We start from the raw sequence: 17,727 nt of genomic DNA on the forward strand, positions 1-17,727 counted from the left end.
CGATTCCGCGCCGCCAACTCATGATCATCGGGTCCGGGAGGGGCGGGGCGGTCAGCCGACGATGGCGTCGCTGGGTGGGGTGAACTCGCGGGTCGGTTTGCCCTTCAGGGCGTCCCGCAGGGTCTCCGCGACCGTGTTGACCGGGATCTGCGACTGGCCGTCACCGACCGCGTTGAACGGGTTGTCCGGATCGGAGATGAAGCTCGCCGCCGCCAGCTCCGGTGTGTATCCCACGAACCAGGCTGACCGGGTGCTGTCCGTGGTACCCGTCTTGCCGGCCACCGGCCGTCCGACCGTGCCTCGCACGCTGTCCGCCGTCGACCAGCCACCGCAGCCTCCCCGCGCCGGGGTGTCCCCGGTCGGGCAGCGCGCCGCGTCGGTGGCCGCCCGGGCGGCGTCGGCGGTCACCACCTGCCGGCAGCGCGGCTTGGCAACTTCCCGGCTGATCCCGGAGGCGGTGGTGTACGTCGCCGGTGTGCCGTCCCGGTTGAAGATGCCCTGCACCGGCATCGCCTCGCAGTACCGGCCGTCCGCCGCGACCGCCGCGTAGGCGTTCGCCATCTCGAGTGGGGTGGCGTCGGAGACACCCAGGGTGAACGCACCCCACTTCTTCACCTTGGACGGGGAGGCCTGCTCGCGGTCGACGTCGGTACGCCAGCGCAGCCCGAGCTGTTCGGCGAGGCGTACCGCCTTGTCCGCGCCGACCCGCTCCTCGAGCCAGACGAAGTACGTGTTGACGGACTTGCCGAAGCCGGACCACATGGTCTGCATGCCGGTCATCGCGCCGCTCGCGTTCGTCGGCGCCCACCCGTCGTAGATCGCCGACTGGTACCGGTGCGGCGCGTTGAACGAGGTGGACAGCGGCATCCCCTCGTTGAGGGCGGCCAGCATCGGGAACATCTTGAACGTGGACCCGGCCTGGTAGCCCGGCAGGTCACCACCGCCGAGCAGCGGCGCCACCGTGTTCGGGTAGTTCGCCTTCACCTTCGGCCCGGCCTCCGGGTTCGAGCTCGGCGGGTTCTCGCTCAGGTCGAGCGAGTACGTCCGGTTCACCGCCATCGCCTTGACCCGTCCGGTTCCCGGTTCGCTGAGCACGATGCCGTTGGCGAACGGGCTGCCGGTACCGGCCCCGAGGTTCTTCTCGGCCGCCTCCTGGATCTTCGGGTCGATGCTGAGCACGATCCGGTAGCCGCCACGGCGCAGCTTGTCCATCCGTTCCAGCCGGTTCTGCCCGAACGCGGGCTGCGAGCTCCACCAGTTCTTCAGGTAGTCGCAGATGAAGCCCCAGCTGTTGAACTTCTCCGGCACGGCGGCGCAGTCGTTCGGCGGGTTGGTGAGCTTGAGCCGGATCGGCTCGGCCTTGGCCGACGTGGCCGCGTCCGGGGAGAGGTAGCCCAGCTGGGACATCCGGTCGAGGACGTAGTTGCGCCGCGCGGTGGCCTCCTTCTGGTCCGAGGTCGCCGGGTCGTACTGGCTCGGGGACTTGACCAGCCCGGCGAGTGTCGCCGCCTCGACCGGCGTGAGGTCCTTGGGGGTCTTGGAGAAGAAGATCTCGCTGGCCGCGTAGATGCCGTACGCGCGGTGCCCGAAGTACGCCGAGTTCAGGTAGCGCTCGATGATCTCTTCCTTGCTGAGTTCCTTCTCCAGGTCCAGCGCCAGCCGCATCTCCTTGATCTTGCGCAGGCTGGTCTGCTGAGTGGCCTCCTGGACTTCCTTGGGGGTCGTCGCGCTGTCCCGCAGCGCCATCCGGACGTACTGCATGGTCAGCGTGGACGCGCCCTGGGACACCCCGCTGGCCTGGGCGTTGGCCACGAAGGCCCGGACGACGCCCTTCGGGTCGACGCCCTTGTGCTGGTAGAAGCGCGAATCCTCGGCGGCCACGATGGCCTGCTGGATGTTCGGCGACATGTCCGACAGCTTCGTGTACTGCCGGTACTCCTCGTAGAACATCGTCAGCATGGTCTTGCCGTCCGGTGCGTAGAGGTACGAGGTCTCGGCGGGAAGGGCTTTGGCCAGCAGCCTGGTCTTGTGCTCCGTGGCGTGCGCGGTGGCCTTCGCGCCCAACCCGGTGACGGCGGCGAGGGGATAGGCGAGGGCGGCGATCACGATGCCGGCGATGAGGCCGGCGCGGAGAAGAGGAACGGTACGACCAGCGGCAGCAAGGGGTCGGTTGCTCACACGGTCAAGCTATGACATTTCCGATTCGGAAATGAGAAGAATTCATAAACGGCCGTACGGCGAATGGGTGGTGACGCGGCCCACGCCGTGATCAGCTGTCCCACACGCTGCCTTCCCGGCAGGATCGCGGGCATGCGTGGTCAGCCGAGCGGGACAGTCCCGGGCGTCGAAGTCCCAGTCCGCGCCGGCGACCCGGCCGGCCCCGACGTCATCGACCCGGCCGCTCACCCCGAGCACGACCTCGGCCACCACGGCGACGTGGAGGTGAGGGAGGGGCTGGTGGACCTCGCGGTCAACGTCCGGCGGGCACCGCTGCCGCCGTGGCTCGCCGGACCGATCACCGAGTCGCTGGCCGACCTCGCCAGCTACCCGGAGTCCGAGCCGGCCCGGGCCGCGGTCGCCGCCCGGCACGACCGCGACCCGGACGAGGTGCTGCTCACCGCCGGTGCCGCCGAGGGGTTCGTGCTGATCGCCCAGGCGCTGCGCGGCGTACGCCGTCCGGTGGTGGTACATCCGCAGTTCACCGAACCGGAAGCGGCGCTACGGGCAGCCGGGCACCAGGTCGAACGGGTCCTGCTCGACGCCGCCGACGGCTTCCGTCTGGACCCGGCCCGGGTTCCCTCCGACGCCGACCTCGTCATGATCGGCAACCCGACCAATCCCACCTCCGTGCTGCATCCGGCGGGGGACGTCGCCGCGCTGGCCCGGCCGGGGCGGGTGCTGGTGGTCGACGAGGCCTTCGCCGACACGACCGCCGCCCCCGGCCGGCCCGGCGAGCCCGAGTCGCTCGCCGCCCGCCGCGATCTGCCCGGTCTGTTGGTGGTGCGCAGCCTCACCAAGACCTGGGGACTGGCCGGACTCCGGATCGGCTACCTGCTCGGCGCGCCGGAGCTGCTGGCCCGGCTCGCCGCCGTACAGCCGCTCTGGCCGGTCTCCTCGCCCGCGCTGGCGGCGGCTGCCGCCTGCGCCGGCCCCGTCGCCGTCGAGGCCGAGCGCGCCATCGCCGCGCAGCTCACCGCCGACCGCGACCACCTGGTCGCCCGCCTCGCCGACCTGCCGGGCGTACGCGTCGCCGGCCGGCCGGCGAGCGCGTTCGTGCTGATCCACCTGCCGGGCGCCGCAGCGGTCCGGGTCAGACTGCGCGAGCGCGGTTGGGCGGTACGCCGGGGCGACACCTTCCCCGGTCTCGGGCCCGACTGGCTGCGGGTGGCCGTCCGGGACCGGGCCACCACCGACGCTTTCACCCGGGTACTGGGCGAGATCCTGGAGGCATGATGCTGGAGAGCACGATCGCGGCGATCGAGCCGCTGGACGAGGCCGCCATGGCCGAGGCTCGTGAGCTGCACGGGCGGCTGACCAAACCGGCCGGTTCGCTCGGCGCCCTGGAGGAGCTGTCGGTACGCCTCGCCGGCCTCGCCGGCGCCTGTCCGCCCCCGCTGCCGGGCGCTCCCGCTGTGGCGATCTTCGCGGGCGACCACGGCGTGCACGCCCAGGGGGTGAGCCCCTGGCCGCAGGAGGTGACCGCCCAGATGATCGCCAACTTCCTGGCCGGCGGCGCGGTCGTCAACGCGTTCGCCCGGCAGGCGGGTGCCAGGGTCACCGTCGTCGACGTCGGCGTGGCCACCCCGATTCCCGGTGCTCCCGCCGACCCGGTCTCCGGCGGTGCGGTCGTCCCGCTCGACCCGGCCGTGCCCCGGCTGGTCGGCGCCACCGTCCGGCGCGGCACGCGGGACCTCACGCTGACCGCCGCCCTCACCCGCGACGAGGCCCGGGCCGGGGTGGAGGCGGGTATCCGGGTCGCCGACGAGCTGATCGGGGCCGGCGCCGGCATCCTCCTCACCGGCGACATGGGTATCGGAAACACCACTCCGGCCGCCGCGCTGATCGCGGCCTTCACCGGCGCGGACGCGGCCGAGGCGACGGGGCGGGGCACCGGCGTGGACGATCCGACGTACCGGCGGAAGGTCGAGGTGGTGCGGACCGCGCTGGACCGGCACCGGCCGGACCCCGGTGACCCGCTGGGTGTGTTGGCCGCGGTCGGTGGCCTGGAGCACGCCGCACTGACCGGGCTGATCCTCGGCGCGGCCGCGCGGCGGGTCCCGGTGCTGCTGGACGGGGTGATCGCCGGCTCCGCCGCGCTGGCCGCCGCGGTGTTCGCCCCGGACGCGGTGGGCGCGATGGTCGCCGGGCACCGTTCGGCCGAGCCCGGCGCCACGCTCGCGCTGCGGCGACTCGGTCTCGAGCCGCTGATCGACCTCGGGCTGCGCCTCGGCGAGGGCACCGGCGCGCTGCTGGCCCTGCCGGTGGTCACCGGGGCGGTCCGGGTGCTGCACGAGGTGGCCACGTTCGACTCCGCGGGCGTGGCCGAGAAGTGAACGGGCGGAGCGGGTCGGGCGAGCAGCCCGGCAACGTGCCTCGAAGCCGTCCGGCAGTCGGCGGGAAGAGTGGCGCGCTGTCGGCGTCGCGCGTCGCGGCGGGGGTGGCGGCGTGAGCGCGGCCCCGTACCCGCTCGGGCTGCGGCTGGCCGGGCTGCGGGTGGTCGTGGTGGGCGGCGGGACGGTCGCCACCCGGCGGGTACCGGCGCTGTTGAACGCCGGTGCGGACGTGCTGCTGGTCGCCCCGGAGTTGACCCCGGCCCTGCGCGCGCACGTCGACGCCGGCCGGCTGCGCTGGGTGGAGCGCCCGTTCACCCCCGCCGACCTCGACGGGGCCTGGCTGGTCCAGGTCGCGATCGACGACCCGCTCGCCGCGGCCTCGGTCAGTGCCGCGGCGGCGCAGCGGCGCATCTTCTGTGTGCGCGCCGACGACCGGGATGCCGCGACCGCCTGGACACCCGCGGTGACCCGGCACGGTCCGGTGACCGTGGCGGTGTTCGGCGGTGGCGACCCGCGCCGGGCGATGACCGTCCGGGACGCGGTGCGCGACCTGCTGGCTGCGGGGCAGCCACTGTCGAACGAGCCGGTTGGCGCCGGGGTCCCGGCGAACGTCCCCGGTGGGCGGGTGGCCCTGGTCGGCGCCGGGCCGGGAGATCCTGAGCTGATCACGGTGAAGGGGCTGCGGCTGCTCACCGAGGCGGAGGTGGTGGTCGCCGACCGGCTGGTGCCCGGCCTGCTCCTGGACGAGCTGCGGGCCGACGTGGAGCTGGTCGACGCCTCCAAGATCCCGTACGGGCCGGCCCGTACCCAGGAGGAGATCAACCGGATCATCGTCGACCGGGCGTTGGCGGGGCGGTTCGTCGTACGGCTCAAGGGCGGCGACCCGTACGTCTTCGGCCGGGGTGGTGAGGAGTTGCTGGCCTGCGCGGCGGCGGGCGTGCCGGTGACCGTGGTACCCGGGGTGACCAGCGCGGTCGCGGTGCCCGCCGTGGCCGGCGTACCGGTCACCCACCGGGCGGTGGCCCACGAGTTCACGGTGGTGTCCGGGCATGTGGCGCCGGATTCGCCGGCCTCGCTGGTGCGCTGGGACGCGCTCGCCGCGCTCCGCGGCACCCTGGTGATCCTGATGGGGTTGAAGAACCTGGCCGCGATCTCCGCGACCCTGGTCGCGCACGGCCGCCCCGCGCAGACCCCGGTCGCCGTCGTGCAGGAGGGCACCACGGGCGCGCAGCGGACGATCCGCTCGACCCTCGGCGCGGTCGCCGCCGACGTCACGGCCGCCGACCTGCGTCCACCCGCCGTGGTGGTCATCGGCGACGTAGTGACCGCCCTAACCCCCTAACCCCCTAACCCCCACCCCCACCTCCTCCCGCGAGGCGTGCGTGATCATGACGTTGTTGCCGCCCGCCCCGGCGGGTCGCAGCAACAACTTCATGATCGACGCCAGACGCGCGACGCCGGCCGGGGAACGCCGGCCCGGGCGACGCCAGATGTGCGACGGCGGCCGGGGGGACACGTCCCCCGGCCGCCGTTCCTCCGTGCTCGGGTTACTGCTTGAGCATGTTGTCCAGCAGCAGGGCGCAGCGGACCAGGCCGAGGTGGCTGTACGCCTGCGGGTGGTTGCCCAGACCACGCTCGGCGAGCGGGTCGTACTGCTCGGGGAGCAGACCCGTCGGCCCAGCGGTGTCGATCATCTGGGTGAAGAGCTCCTCGGCATCGGTGCGCCGACCGGTGCGCAGGTACGCCTCGATGAGCCACGCCGTGCAGATGTGGAAGCCGCCCTCCCGGCCGGGCAGGCCGTCGTCCCAGTGGTAGCGGTAGACCACCGGGCCGCTACGCAGGTCGGCCTCGATCTTGAGCACGGTGGACAGGAAGCGCGGGTCGTCGCCCGGGAGCAGACCGGAGAGGCCGATCCAGAGCGAGGAGGCGTCCATGTCCTCGTCGCCGTACGCGACGCTGTACGCCTCGGCGTGCTCGTGCCAGCCGTACTCCAGCACGTTGGCGGCGATCCGGTCGCGCAGGTCCACCCACTCCGGGCGGTCCTCGCCGCCGTGCTGCCGTACGACGTGCAGCGCCCGGTCCACGGTCATCCAGCACATCACCTTGGAGAAGATGTGGTGCCGGGGTGGGAGGCGGGCCTCCCAGATGCCGTGGTCGGGCTCGTGCCAGCGGCGGCTGACCGCCTCGACCATCGACTCCAGCACCCGCCACTCCGTCTCGCGGACCGAGCCGCGCAGGTCGGCCACGGCGGCGATCAGGTCGGCCACCGGGCCGAAGACGTCGAGCTGGAGCTGGTGGTTGGCGAGGTTGCCGACGCGTACCGGCCGGGACCCGGCGTAGCCGGGCAGGGTGTCGATGACCGCCTCGGCGCCCAGCTCGTATCCGTCCACCGTGTAGAGCGGGTGCAGTCGCTCGGGGTGCCCGCCGGTGCGTTCGACGACGCCGTCGATCCAGCGCAGCAACCCCTCGGCCTCCTCGGTCGAACCGAGGTCGACCAGCGACCGGGCGCTCAGCGCGGCGTCCCGCAGCCAGCAGTAGCGGTAGTCCCAGTTGCGTACGCCGCCCAGCTCCTCGGGGAGCGAGGTGGTCGCGGCGGCCAGGATCGAGCCGGTGGGCTCGTGGCAGAGGCCGCGCAACGTGAGGGCGCTGCGAACGACGAGGTCACGGGCGGTGCTGGGCAGCCGGAGCGTCGACACCCAGTCCTTCCACGGCTGCTCGGCCGCGGCCTGCCGCTCGTGGATCGACAGCCGGTGGTGCTCCAGGCTCTGCGTGCCGAAGCGCATCTCCAGCACGGCCTGACCGCCGATGGCGCGGAGGTCGACGACCGCCCTGGCGCTCTCGTAGACGCCGTCGCTGGTGATCTCCCACTCGACGCCCGGTGAGTAGAGCGCGATCGGCTCGTTGGAGCCGAGCACCAGCAGGCCGTCGTCGAGCGGTTGCAGCTGCACGGCCACCTGGCCGAACTCGGGCCGGGGAGCGAACTCGATCCGCGCACGCGCGGTGCCGCTGAGCACCCGGATCAGCGTCGAGTCGCCACCCATGACGGCCGGCCCGTCCGGCGTGGTCTCGCTGGCGGGGGTGTCCAGCCAGTCGGTGACGGTCAGGCCGGACCAGCGGGTCTCCACGGTCATGGTGCCGGGACGGTAGCGCTGGCCCAGCGGGATGCCGCCCCGCTCGGGTGAGACGGTGAAGTGCCCGGCGGGGCTGCCACCGACCAGGTCGGCGAAGATCGCCGCCGAGTCCGGCTTCGGGTGGCAGAGCCAGGTGATCTTCGCCTCCGGCGTGACCAGCCCGACGGTGCGGCCGTTGGCCAGCATCGAGTGCCGCTCGATCGGCACCGCCCGCTCGCCGAAGAGCCAGTGCCGGCGGGTCTCCAGCAGCAGGCCGAGGGCGCGGGCGGCCTCGAGCGGCTCGGCGACCCGGTACTGGGCCTGGGTGTCGCCGGGGCCGATCTTGATGCCGACGTCCGGGCCGTGCAGGTTGCCGAACGCGTTCTCGTCGGTGACGTCGTCACCGATGAAGAGCACCGCGCTGGCGGAGAGCTGCGTACGCAGCTGGTCGACCGCGGTGCCCTTGTGGGTGGCGACCACCGAGAGCTCGATGACCTCCTTGCCCTGGGTGACGGTGACGCCGTCCCAGGTCGCGGGGCCGCTGCGGACCGCCTCGATGGCGGCCCCGGCGATCTGCGGGTCGAGGCCGCGGGTGTGCACGGCGACGCTCGCCGGCTTGCGTTCCAGCCGGACGCCCGGGTGGGCCGCGGCGATCTCGCGCAGCGCGTCCCGCAGCCGGGTGCGGATCTCGATCAGCTCGGGCGAGAGTCGTTCGACGAACCCGATGTCGAACTCGGAGCCGTGGCTGCCGACCAGGTGCACCTCGCTGGGCAGCCGGGACAGCGCGGCCAGGTCACGCAGGGCCCGGCCGGAGACCACGGCCACGGTGGTCTGCGGCATCGCGGCCAGCGCGCGGATCGCGGCCACCGATTCGGGCAGGGGTACGGCCTTGCTCGGGTCCTCGACGATCGGCGCCAGGGTGCCGTCGTAGTCACAGGCGATCAGGAGCTGCGGCACCCGGGCGATCCGGCCGATCGCGGTGCGCAGCTCCGGGTCCATGACGTCGGTGGCGACGCCACCGGGCAGAGAGGTGGTCACGCGGCCTCCGCCTCGGGAGCACCGAGCTCGGTGAGGAAGGACTGGGCCCAGTGGCCCACATCGTTGGTACGCAGATGGCGTTGCATCGTCCGCATACGGCGGCGTGCCTCCGGCTTCTCGACATGCACGGCCCGCAGCAGGGCATCCTTGACCGCGTCGGGGTCGTGCGGGTTGCACAGGAACGCCTGGCGCAGCTCGGTCGCTGCCCCGGCGAACTCGCTGAGCACGAGGGCTCCGCCCTGGTCGGCGCGCGATGCCACGTACTCCTTGGCCACCAGATTCATCCCGTCTCGCAGCGGGGTCACCATCATGACGTCGGCAGCGACGTACATCGCGGCGAGTTCGCTGCGACTGTACGACTGATGGAGATAATGCACCGCGGGCACACCTACCCTGCCGAATTCGCCATTTATCCGACCAACTTCGCGCTCGACCTTGACGCGGAGGGCCTGGTAGTGCTCGACGCGCTCCCGGCTCGGCGTGGCGACCTGCACCATGACCGCGTCCGGGACGCTCAGCTTCCCGTCGGCCAGCAGTTCCCGGAAGGCCTTCAGGCGCAGTTCGATGCCCTTGGTGTAGTCCAGCCGGTCCACGCCCAGAATGATCGTCCGGGGATTGCCGAGTTCCTCCCGGATCTCCTTGGCCCGGGCCTGGACCGCCGGGTCGGCGGCCATCCGCTCCATCTCCCGGGTGTCGATCGAGATGGGGAACGCGCCGGCCTTCACCTGCCGGCCGTCGACCTGGATCATCTGGCCCTCGTAGCGCAGCCCGAGCAGGTGCCGGGCCAGCCGGACGAAGTTCTGGGCGGCCAGCCGCTGCTGGAACCCGACCAGGTCGGCGCCGAGCAGCCCGCGCAGGATCTCGGTGCGGAACGGCATCTGCATGAAAAGTTCGATGGGCGGGAACGGAATGTGCAGGAAGAAGCCGATGCGCAGATCCGGCCGCAGCTCGCGGAGCATCGCGGGGACCAGCTGGAGCTGGTAGTCCTGCACCCAGACCGTCGCGCCCTCGGCCGCGACGTCCGCCGCGGCCTCCGCGAACCGGGCGTTGACCAGGCGGTACGTCTCACGCCAGCGACGCTTGTAGACCGGCGTCTCCACCGCGTCGTGGTAGAGCGGCCAGATCGTCGCGTTGGACTGGCCCTCGTAGTAGCGCTCGAGTTCCTCGGCGCTCAGCGGCACCGGGTGCAGGTGGATGCCCTCCAGGTCGAACGGCTCCGGGGCGGCGCCGGTGCCGCCGGCCCAGCCAACCCAGGTGCCCTGGTGTTCGGCGAGGACGGGGTGCAGGGCGGTCACCAGACCACCCGGGCTGCGCCGCCATTGCCGCCCCTCGGGTGTGCTCACCTCGTCGACCGGCAGGCGGTTCGCCACTACGACAAAGGAGCTGCGGACGGTCACGTTCGGCCACCTCCGGTGCTGGGCGGATCAACCGCATGGGCGTACTGAGCGTAGCTGCGAGGTCTGGGAGACCGTGCCGGAGTTCCCTACCCTCGCCACGCTCGCCGAATCCCGTCGGTGATCTTGCCAACAGTCGCGCTCCGGCCCGACGCCGGGGCGGCCGTCGGGCCGGAGCAGCCGCGACGCGGCGCTGAGCCCGGGCGGGGTGATGTGGGCGCTGCGTCGAATACCTGTCAGGATTGACGATGGCGTGCGTGCGGCCGGCCCGGCCGGCGGCTGCGGTGGCATCCGCCGCCCGTACCCTCGCCCGCCGGCTCCCAGTCGAAACCTACGGAGGTAGTCCGCACCGTGGCCCAGTTCATCTATGTCCTGGAAAAGGCGCGCAAGGCGCACGGCGACAAGGTCGTGCTGGACAACGTGACGCTGAACTTCCTGCCGGGGGCCAAGATCGGTGTGGTCGGTCCGAACGGCGCCGGTAAGTCCAGCCTTCTCAAGATCATGGCAGGGCTCGACCGGCCGAGCAACGGCGAGGCGCGGCTGATGCCCGGCTTCACCGTCGGCATGCTCGCCCAGGAGCCCCCGCTCAACGACGCCAAGACCGTCCTCGGCAACGTCGAGGAGGCGGTCGCCGAGACCAAGGCCAAGCTGGAGCGGTTCAACAAGATCGCCGAGCAGATGGCCACCGACTACTCCGACGAGCTGATGGAGGAGATGGGCCGGCTCCAGGAGGAGCTGGACCACGCCGACGCGTGGGACATCGACTCGAAGCTCGAGCTGGCGATGGACGCGCTGCGCTGCCCGCCGCCGGACGCCGACGTCACGGCACTCTCCGGTGGTGAGCGTCGCCGGGTGGCGCTCTGCAAGCTGCTGCTGGAGGCCCCCGACCTGCTGCTGCTCGACGAGCCCACCAACCACCTGGACGCGGAGAGCGTCTCCTGGCTGGAGCAGCACCTGGCCAAGTACGCCGGCACGGTGATCGCGATCACCCACGACCGGTACTTCCTGGACAACGTGGCGAACTGGATCCTCGAGCTGGACCGCGGCCGGGCCTACCCGTACGAGGGCAACTACTCCACCTACCTGGAGAAGAAGGCCGCCCGGCTCGCCGTCGAGGGGCGGCGCGACGCCAAGATGAAGAAGCGCCTCTCCGACGAGCTGGAGTGGGTCCGCTCCAACGCCAAGGCCCGGCAGACCAAGTCGAAGGCCCGCCTGGACCGTTACGACGAGATGGCCGCCGAGGCGGAGAAGACCCGGAAGCTGGACTTCGAGGAGATCCAGATCCCGCCGGGCCCGCGCCTGGGCAGCACGGTCATCGAGGCGCACAGCCTCAGCAAGGGCTTCGGCGACCGGCTGCTGATCGACAACCTGTCGTTCTCGCTGCCGCGCAACGGCATCGTCGGCATCATCGGTCCGAACGGCGTCGGTAAGACCACCCTGTTCAAGACGATCGTCGGGCTGGAGCAGCCGACCGGCGGCGACGTCCGGGTCGGCGAGACCGTGTCGTTGTCGTACGTCGACCAGAACCGGCAGGGCCTCGACGGCGACAAGACCGTCTGGGAGGTCGTCTCCGACGGGCTCGACCACCTCATGGTGGGCAAGGTCGAGATGCCGTCCCGGGCGTACATCGCCGCGTTCGGCTTCAAGGGGCCGGACCAGCAGAAGCCGACCAAGGTGCTCTCCGGCGGCGAGCGGAACCGGCTCAACCTGGCGCTGACCCTCAAGATCGGCGGCAACGTGATCCTGCTCGACGAGCCGACGAACGACCTGGACGTGGAGACCCTCTCCAGCCTGGAGAACGCGCTGCTGGAGTTCCCCGGCTGCGCCGTGGTCATCTCGCACGACCGGATGTTCCTCGACCGGGTCGCCACGCACATCCTGGCCTGGGAGGGCGACGACCAGAACCCGGCGAAGTGGTTCTGGTTCGAGGGCAACTTCGAGGCGTACGAGAAGAACAAGATCGACCGGCTCGGGGCCGAGGCGGCGCGGCCGCACCGGGTGACGTACCGCAAGCTGACGCGCGACTGAGCATGGCTGACCGGTTCGTCTACCACTGCGCCCTGCGCTGGTCCGATCTCGACGCCTACGGGCACGTCAACAACTCGCGCTTCCTCACCCTGTACGAGGAGGCGCGGGTGGCGTTGATGTTCGCCGGTGCCCGGGCGTGGGGGGTGGACTCGTTCGCGGCGGGCGTGGTGATTCGCCGGCACGAGGTGGACTACCTGCGCCCGGTCGACTACTCCCTCGACCGGGGCACCGCCGAGGCCGCGCCGACCGTACGCATCGAGCTGTGGGTGGAGGAGATCCGGCCCTCCCGGTTCACCGTCGCGTACGAGCTCTACGACGGCGAGGTGCTGGCCGGCCGGGCCCGCTCGGTGTTGGTGCCGTTCGACCTTAGCCGGCAGGTGCCGCGCCGGATCACCGAGCGGGAGCGGGAGTTCCTGCTGAACCACGCCCCGTCGGGCGGGCCCGCATGACGCGCCCGGAGGCGGCGGCCGGGGTCGGTGCCGCGCACGGCGCTCCGCCGGATCGGGCCGCGGCGCCGAACGGCGGTCACGGCATCGTCGGGCTGACCGACGCCGGGGCGTTCCTGGCCCGGTTGGTCCGGCTGGACCGGTCCGCGTCGGTCCGGCTCCGGCCGGTCGGGGCGGACCGGATCGCGATCTGGGCCCGCCTGCCGTGGCAGGTGCTGGTGGTGCGGACCGTCGCCGGTCCCGGCGCCGGTGACGTCGCGGTCGGCGCCGCCGATCTGCTGGCGGAGTTGGAACGCTCCGGGCCGGCGCTGCCACCCCGCCGGGACGCGCAGTGGCGGTGGCCGCTGCCTCCGGCGGCGAGCCGTCCGGTGGAGGTCCTGCCCGCCGACGAGGTGTGGCGGATCGCTCAGGCGGCCGCTGGCACCCTGCGTACGGCGAGCGAGCAGGGTGTGGGCGGTCGGGCGGTGGGGCAGCGGGCCCTGCGCGACGCCCTGCTCGACCACGTGGCCGTGGTGGTGACTCCGGAAGACCCGCCCGGCCCGGCCGTGGAGGTGTCCCAGCGACTGGTGCAGGGACTCGTCCGGATGGGCTTCCTGGGCACGCCGGAGCGGCCCGGACCGGTGGCCGACGTGCAGGTGCGTGTCGTCGGCCGATGGGTCGGACTGGTGGGACCGTACGGAGCCGCTTGGTTGCAGAAGGGCACGGATCTTGCCGTGACGTCCCTCACGCCTCGTACGAACGGATGACCGGCGTTCATCCTTCTGGCTTGGTGCGGTCGTTGGGGGGATGCCTCATCCCGGCTGTCCGGGTACCGTCCATCCTCGGATCCAACGCACGGTAGGCGAGTGGATCCGCTGGGGAGTGAGGTGCGCGAGCGATGCCGTGGTGGTCATGGCGCCCCGGTCCCGCCAACGGCGGCGACCCGGAAACTCGAAGCGGGATCACAGTGGAGGGCACCGTCCGGGTCGGACCGCCGGCCCCGCGCCAACCGGGAGACGACTGTAAGCCAACCGACCGACCGGTGCTCGCCGAGATTCCGGCGACCGTCGCACCGGTCACACTGAGCCGGGTCTGCGACGCGCTCGACCTGCTGGACGTGCGCTACCTGGCCGACGGCGACGGCAACCTGCTCGCCATGTGGGAGCGGCACGCCGTGCTGGTCACCCTTGAAGGGCCGGAGGACGAGATCCTGGTCATGCGGGCCCGTCCACACGCGACGGTCCCGCCGGACTGGGCCGACCGGGCCTACCGCGTGGTCAACGAGTGGAACCACACCCGCCGGTTCTGCAAGGCGTACGTGGGTGATCCGACCGAGCGTGGCCAGTTGCCCATCTACGCGGAACTGCAGGTGCCGATGGGCGCCGGGACGCACGACGCGCTCCTGGTCGAGATGCTCGACTGCGGCGCGGCGGTGGCCACGAGCTTCGTGGACTGGCTGCACGACGAGGGTGCCCTGCTCTGAACTCCGGGGTCGCCCTGCCGGCGGCTCCTTCCGCCGGCCAGCGGCTCGACCGGTTCGGGGCCGGCCTTAGGGCCGGCGCCGGGGCGGTCCGGAGCGCATCCGGTGAGTGGCCCGCGGCGGTCCGGCGTACTGCCCTGGCGTGACCGCGTGCGGCCACGCCCCGCCGCCAGGCCCGTCGTTCTGGGGCGGCCTGGGCATGGGCCGGCCGCTGCCGTGACGGCGTGCGGCCACGCCCCGCCAGAGGCGCGGCCGGCGGCTCAGGCCGGGTCCTCCATCACGTTGACCATGAAGTAGGCGGCCCGCTCCAGGTAGTCCCAGAGCGCGGTGGCGTGGTCCGCCGGTAGGTCGAGCCGGTCGACGGCCCGGCGCATGTGGCGCAGCCAGGCGTCCCGCTCGGCCACCCCGATCCGGAACGGCGCGTGCCGCATCCGCAGCCGGGGGTGTCCCCGCTGCGCGGAGTAGGTGTTCGGGCCACCCCAGTACTGCATGAGGAAGAGGGTCATCCGGTCGGCTGCCGGGCCCAGGTCCTCCTCGGGATACATCGGGCGCAGCAGCGGGTCGGTGGCGACGCCGGCGTAGAACTCGTCCACCAGCTTGCGGAACGTGGGCTCGCCACCGATGGCGTCGAAGAGAGTCTGCGACGGCTGTGAGCGGTCGGATTCGCCTGCGGGGTTCACCGTTCCATCCTGCCAGGCACTCGGGCCACGGCGGCACGGAGGAGACCGCTGCCGCCCTGTGCGCCGAGTCACGGGTGGCGATTCCCGACGGACGGGTCCGGTCCGGTCGCGCTTCCCATCGACTGCACCTCAGCGGGCCGTGCGGGCGGCATCCGGCACCGCCGCCCGACGGCGGTGACCGCAGGCTGGCTCAGGTGACCGCGTGCCGCGCCCGCTCGCCGTCGATGGCGTCGCCGCTCGGTACGTCCGCCCTTGCTCCGTTGGTCCTGCTGACGGCTGGGGTGGCCGTTGGCGTCTTGGCAGATCCGGGTCGAGCGCCGGTGTGTCGGCCCGAGGCGGCGGCGACGGCGGCCTCCACCGTCGGGCGATTCGGCCAGCTCAGGCTGGCCACCAACATCAACACGACGCCCGCGGCGCTCCACAGGCCGACCACTGACGGGAGGTCGAATCGGTCGGAGAGCGCTCCGGTGACCAGCACCGCCAGCCCCTGGAGCACCTGCATCCCGGTGGCCATCACGCCGAAGGCGCGGGCGCGGAAGGCGTCCGGGAGGGCCTGGACGAAGAGTCCGTTCGCGGTTGGGAGCATGCCCGCGACCGCGAAGCCGCAGGCGGCGGCGAGTAGCGCGACCACCACCGGGGACGGGTCGAGCAGGGAGGGCACCAGGGTCAGCGGGGCGAGCACGGCCAGTGGCCGCATCAGGGCCAGCCGGCGGGCCGGGCCGAAGACGCGCCCGATCAGCAGCCCGCCGAGGACGAAACCCACCGGATTGGCCGCCATGATGACCGCCTGTGCCAGACCCGGGTCCAGGTCGCCGCTGGACCGGTCCGCCCACACCACGGCCAGGCCCTCGGGCACGATCGAGAAGAGCATGGAGCTGAACACCAGCACGGCGATCGCCCGCAGCACCGGGGTGCCGAACACGATCTGGAAACCCTCGGCGGTCTCCCGGAGCAGGTGGGTGCGGTCCGTCTCGTGCAGCGCCGCCGACCGCTGGCGGACTCCGAAGCGGAGCAGGGCCGCCGAGACGGCGAAGGTGGCAGCGTTGAACAGCAGTGCGACGGCCGGGTCGAACTGGGCGATCGCAGCGCCCACCACGTAGCCGACGACCTGGGCCGCCTGACCGGCGCTGGCGTTGATCGAGAGCCCGAGCACCAGCCGGTCCCCGGTGAGGATCTGTGCCAGCAGTGCGGACTTCGCGGCCTGGCTCGGCGGGTTGGCCAGGGTCGCGAGGAAGAGCAGACCCAGCACGAGGTAGATCGGTAGGTTCGGGATGGCGATGAGCAGCATCAGCGTCATCCGGATGAGGTCGCACACCACCATCACCCGTCGGTACGGGTGACGCTCCGCCAGTGCGGCGAGTAGTGGGCCGCCGACCAGCCACGGCAGGAAGCTGACGGCGAAGGCGGTGGCGGAGAGCACGGCCGACCGGGTCTCCTGGTAGACCAGCACGGTGACCGCGGCCTTGGCGAGGTAGTCGCCGACCCAGGAGAGTACGCCCGCCGTGAAGACCGCCCCGTACTCCCGCTGGGCGAAGACCTCACGGAAGGTCGCCGGCCCCTCCGGAGAGGGTCGCTCGTCGGTCACCGTCGCCTCCATCGTTCCCGAGGGGGCAGGCCACTGGTGACCGCCGGCTCGAGAACTCTCGTCAGATCTGCGGATCAGCGAGGACGCAGCACGCTTCTGGCGGGAACACGTGCCCCGGATTCTGCCCGATCGTCTGACAACTGGCTAGGGCGAACGGATAGATCGTCGCATCTCCGACTGAACGAACGGACGATACCTGAGGGGCCGCGCGGCTCGCGACCCCTCCATCGATGGATGGTCGAGAAAGTCTCAGGTCGCGCCGCCCCGATCGGTCTCCCCGTCGGCCGCCGGCCGGCCCGGTGTACCGGGGAACAGGCGGGCGGCAGCGATCTGCGCGGTGATCCCCGAGTTCTCGAGTGCCTCGGCGAGCCGGCGGCGCAGCTCCCGGCCGACTGCGAACTGGCTGTCCGCGGTCGTCTTCACCACCGTCCGGATCACCGCGCCTTCCATGGTCATCTGCTCCACGCCGAGCACCTCGGGCGGCTCGACGATCTCCGGGGCGAGCTCCGGGTCCACCGCCAGAGAAGCGGCCGCGGTACGCAGCACCGCCGTGGCCTCCTCCGTACCGGCGAAGCCGATCGGCAGGTCGATCACGACGAGCGCCCAGCCCTGGCTCTTGTTGCCGACCCGGACGATCTCGCCGTTGCGGATGTACCAGAGCACCCCGCGCCCGTCCCGGACCGTCGTGACCCGCAGCCCGACCGACTCGACCACGCCGGTCGCCTCGCCCAGGTCGACGGTGTCGCCGACGCCGTACTGGTCCTCGATCAACATGAACAGGCCGGCCAGCAGGTCCTTGACCAGGCTCTGCGCGCCGAAGCCCAGCGCCACACCGGCGATCCCGGCGCTGGCCAGCAGTGGAGCCAGGTCGAAGCTGAACTCGCGCAGGACCATCAGCAGCGCGATGCTGAAGACGAACGCGGTGGTCAGACTGCGTAGCACGGAGCCGATCGCCTCGGCCCGTTGCCGACGCCGCTCCGGCACGAACTCCCCGGGCTCGGTCGCGGCCGTCGGCACCCGCTCACGCAGCGGCCGCAACATGGCCGGCACGCCGGCGTCACTGGTGGTGCGGACCAGCCGGCTGATCGTGCGGTGCACCGCCCAGCGGGCGATCACGGCGAGCAGCACGATCAGGATGACCCGCAGCGGCTTGACGAGGATCCAGTAGCTGCCCTCGGCGAGCCAGGACCAGTTGGTCGCCCGCCAGACGGCGTTGCACAACGCCTCGTTCAGGCACTCCGGGCTGGGTGTGTCGTCCGGCAGGGCGGCGGCGAGGGCCGTGAGGGCGGAGGCAGTCACGGTGAATTCGTACCGCAATCCGTCGGCGGGACCGTGGCCGACCCACCGCCGGGTGACGCCGGGGACGTCATTGCGTCGATCGCCCGGTTCGGCGGGTGGCGACGAGGCCGGACACGGGGAAGCAGACGCCCGTCC

13 protein-coding genes are annotated in these 17,727 nt (G+C 72.1%); 7 read left to right on the forward strand and 6 right to left on the reverse strand.

Translation table 11 applies throughout. The features are described from left to right. Positions 1 to 51 precede the first annotated feature (51 nt). On the reverse strand, positions 52 to 2,178 hold the full coding sequence (locus AB0F98_RS08505) for a transglycosylase domain-containing protein (RefSeq protein ID WP_357730690.1): 2,127 nt from the start codon (positions 2,176 to 2,178) through the stop codon (positions 52 to 54). A gap of 132 nt (positions 2,179 to 2,310) precedes the next feature. Between AB0F98_RS08505 and cobC the strand changes: the two genes are divergently transcribed. The 3 genes from cobC to cobA all read left to right on the forward strand — a co-directional run bounded on the left by cobC (position 2,311) and on the right by cobA (position 5,895). Beyond that, positions 2,311 to 3,453 carry an Rv2231c family pyridoxal phosphate-dependent protein CobC gene (gene cobC / locus AB0F98_RS08510; RefSeq protein WP_357730693.1) on the forward strand — a complete coding sequence of 381 codons (1,143 nt, stop codon included), beginning with the start codon at positions 2,311 to 2,313 and terminating at the stop codon, positions 3,451 to 3,453. After that, positions 3,453 to 4,553: a nicotinate-nucleotide--dimethylbenzimidazole phosphoribosyltransferase gene (cobT, locus tag AB0F98_RS08515; protein ID WP_357730955.1), complete on the forward strand. Its 1,101-nt coding sequence runs from the start codon at positions 3,453 to 3,455 to the stop codon at positions 4,551 to 4,553. The genes cobC and cobT overlap by 1 nt, the downstream gene beginning before the upstream one ends. A gap of 112 nt (positions 4,554 to 4,665) precedes the next feature. Next, positions 4,666 to 5,895, forward strand: a complete 1,230-nt coding sequence (gene cobA, locus AB0F98_RS08520; protein WP_357730696.1) for a uroporphyrinogen-III C-methyltransferase — start codon at positions 4,666 to 4,668, stop codon at positions 5,893 to 5,895. A 205-nt stretch (positions 5,896 to 6,100) separates the two neighbouring features. Here the strand turns inward: cobA and otsB are convergent, their stop codons facing one another. Together otsB and AB0F98_RS08530 are read right to left on the reverse strand one after the other, a co-directional pair. Beyond that, positions 6,101 to 8,662, reverse strand: a complete 2,562-nt coding sequence (otsB, locus tag AB0F98_RS08525) for a trehalose-phosphatase (RefSeq protein WP_357730959.1) — start codon at positions 8,660 to 8,662, stop codon at positions 6,101 to 6,103. A gap of 35 nt (positions 8,663 to 8,697) precedes the next feature. Further along, the gene (locus AB0F98_RS08530; RefSeq protein WP_076472525.1) at positions 8,698 to 10,098 is read right to left on the reverse strand and encodes a trehalose-6-phosphate synthase; all 1,401 of its coding nucleotides are present in this window, start codon (positions 10,096 to 10,098) and stop codon (positions 8,698 to 8,700) included. A 348-nt stretch (positions 10,099 to 10,446) separates the two neighbouring features. On the opposite strand from AB0F98_RS08530, the gene ettA reads away from it, so the two are divergent. From ettA to AB0F98_RS08550, 4 genes are all read left to right on the forward strand, one after another. Further along, positions 10,447 to 12,123: an energy-dependent translational throttle protein EttA gene (ettA, locus tag AB0F98_RS08535; RefSeq protein WP_357730698.1), complete on the forward strand. Its 1,677-nt coding sequence runs from the start codon at positions 10,447 to 10,449 to the stop codon at positions 12,121 to 12,123. Positions 12,124 to 12,125: 2 nt separating this feature from the next. Continuing rightward, on the forward strand, positions 12,126 to 12,572 hold the full coding sequence (locus tag AB0F98_RS08540) for a thioesterase family protein (RefSeq protein ID WP_357730700.1): 447 nt from the start codon (positions 12,126 to 12,128) through the stop codon (positions 12,570 to 12,572). Continuing rightward, positions 12,569 to 13,315: a hypothetical protein gene (locus tag AB0F98_RS08545; RefSeq protein ID WP_357730703.1), complete on the forward strand. Its 747-nt coding sequence runs from the start codon at positions 12,569 to 12,571 to the stop codon at positions 13,313 to 13,315. Before AB0F98_RS08540 ends, AB0F98_RS08545 begins: the two co-directional genes overlap by 4 nt. A gap of 131 nt (positions 13,316 to 13,446) precedes the next feature. Next, on the forward strand, positions 13,447 to 14,031 hold the full coding sequence (locus AB0F98_RS08550; RefSeq protein ID WP_357730707.1) for a YbjN domain-containing protein: 585 nt from the start codon (positions 13,447 to 13,449) through the stop codon (positions 14,029 to 14,031). A 257-nt stretch (positions 14,032 to 14,288) separates the two neighbouring features. Here AB0F98_RS08550 and AB0F98_RS08555 read toward each other — a convergent pair whose 3' ends face one another. The 3 genes from AB0F98_RS08555 to AB0F98_RS08565 form a co-directional block, all read right to left on the reverse strand. Beyond that, on the reverse strand, positions 14,289 to 14,708 hold the full coding sequence (locus AB0F98_RS08555) for a globin (RefSeq protein ID WP_357730710.1): 420 nt from the start codon (positions 14,706 to 14,708) through the stop codon (positions 14,289 to 14,291). A 190-nt stretch (positions 14,709 to 14,898) separates the two neighbouring features. Then, entirely contained in the window at positions 14,899 to 16,305 is a 1,407-nt protein-coding gene (locus AB0F98_RS08560) for an MFS transporter (protein ID WP_357730713.1), read from the reverse strand. Between the two features lie 237 nt (positions 16,306 to 16,542). Beyond that, entirely contained in the window at positions 16,543 to 17,592 is a 1,050-nt protein-coding gene (locus tag AB0F98_RS08565) for a mechanosensitive ion channel family protein (RefSeq protein ID WP_357730715.1), read from the reverse strand. Positions 17,593 to 17,727 lie beyond the last annotated feature (135 nt).

The organism is Micromonospora sp. NPDC023737 (assembly GCF_040639715.1).
Classification (GTDB): Bacteria; Actinomycetota; Actinomycetes; order Mycobacteriales; family Micromonosporaceae; genus Micromonospora.

Coding starts and splice junctions, on each gene's coding strand:
- AB0F98_RS08550 (WP_357730707.1), top strand. CDS start 13,447: ATGCCGTGGTGGTCATGGCGCCCCGGTCCCGCCAACGGCGGCGACCCG.
- AB0F98_RS08540 (WP_357730700.1), top strand. CDS start 12,126: ATGGCTGACCGGTTCGTCTACCACTGCGCCCTGCGCTGGTCCGATCTC.
- AB0F98_RS08560 (WP_357730713.1), bottom strand. CDS start 16,305: ATGGAGGCGACGGTGACCGACGAGCGACCCTCTCCGGAGGGGCCGGCG.
- cobT (WP_357730955.1), top strand. CDS start 3,453: ATGCTGGAGAGCACGATCGCGGCGATCGAGCCGCTGGACGAGGCCGCC.
- AB0F98_RS08545 (WP_357730703.1), top strand. CDS start 12,569: ATGACGCGCCCGGAGGCGGCGGCCGGGGTCGGTGCCGCGCACGGCGCT.
- otsB (WP_357730959.1), bottom strand. CDS start 8,662: ATGGACCCGGAGCTGCGCACCGCGATCGGCCGGATCGCCCGGGTGCCG.
- cobC (WP_357730693.1), top strand. CDS start 2,311: ATGCGTGGTCAGCCGAGCGGGACAGTCCCGGGCGTCGAAGTCCCAGTC.